Raw genomic sequence first — 1,071 nt, forward strand, 5'->3', positions numbered from 1 at the left:
CACTTATCGTTCCTGATGGTAGCGGTGTAATATCAATCACAACACTCCCCGTCATAATCCTATCAGCACAATCCCCCTGTTCTGCAACAATAGTAATGATATCACCATCTGATATATCACTTGAAGTCAATGAAAAAGTCAAATTTCCACCAGTTCCAGTCTCAACACAATCTGCACAAGCAACAGGATTGTTGGTACCATTATCAATCCAAATTGTATATATAACATCAGGTTCTGGGGCTACTGCCAAATCACTACCAAGTAAAACTATGTCTGTTCCATCTCCATCGCACACATCTCTTGATCCAGAGGACTGAATCGAATAATCATTGGGAGATGGATCATTTATTGTAAAAGGACCAAATGTCTCTGAACAACCTGTCGTAAAATCATCTGTGATAGTAACAGAATAGTCTCCGCCAGCGAGACCAGATATATCTTCAGTTATAGCAGTAAAGCCATTAGGGCCAGACCAATCAAAAGAAAATGGACCCGTGCCTCCTGAAAAAGTTATATCAATTGATCCATTAGTTAGTCCAACTTGACAGGTTGTGTTATCAGAAATTGAAGGAGCAGCATCAAGTGTGATTTGATTTGGTTCGGTTACAATTAAGCCGGTAACACTTTTGTTATTAAATCCTCCATCACTTGATATCACCCTAACCCGATACTCGTTAGAACCTAATAAGCCTGCATCTTCAATATTTTGATTCGCCTTTATCCCAAAGCCGGGAAACGGAGAAGTATAATTTACACTTCCTGTAGAGACAACAATATTATCGTTTAGAACTATTGATAAGTCAGATGTAGCATTAATTGTAGCAATTGGCACTTCAGCTCCATCATACAGAAAAAATTCAATCGTAAAAGGTGCTGTACCTGATGTAATATTCAATGTTATCTCTCCATCACCAAAATCATAGCATGTAGCATTTTGTGTTACTGAAGCATTTATATTCAATTGAGCATAAATCATCGAAGTTGATGATAATCCAAGAATAATAAATATGTATTGAAAAAATCTCATGCTTTACAAAATTAAACCTCCCATTTGGCGAAATTGACAAAATC

At 37.1% G+C, this 1,071-nt stretch carries 1 protein-coding gene; it reads right to left on the minus strand.

Going from position 1 to position 1,071, the window contains the following annotated elements; translation table 11 throughout:
• The coding region (locus tag E1140_RS00220; RefSeq protein ID WP_155177952.1) for a SprB repeat-containing protein at positions 1–1,027 on the minus strand (1,027 nt) is incomplete at its 3' end.
• Positions 1,028–1,071 lie beyond the last annotated feature (44 nt).

This window comes from Fulvivirga lutimaris (assembly GCF_009711525.1).
GTDB classification, from domain to species: Bacteria; Bacteroidota; Bacteroidia; order Cytophagales; family Cyclobacteriaceae; genus Fulvivirga; species Fulvivirga lutimaris.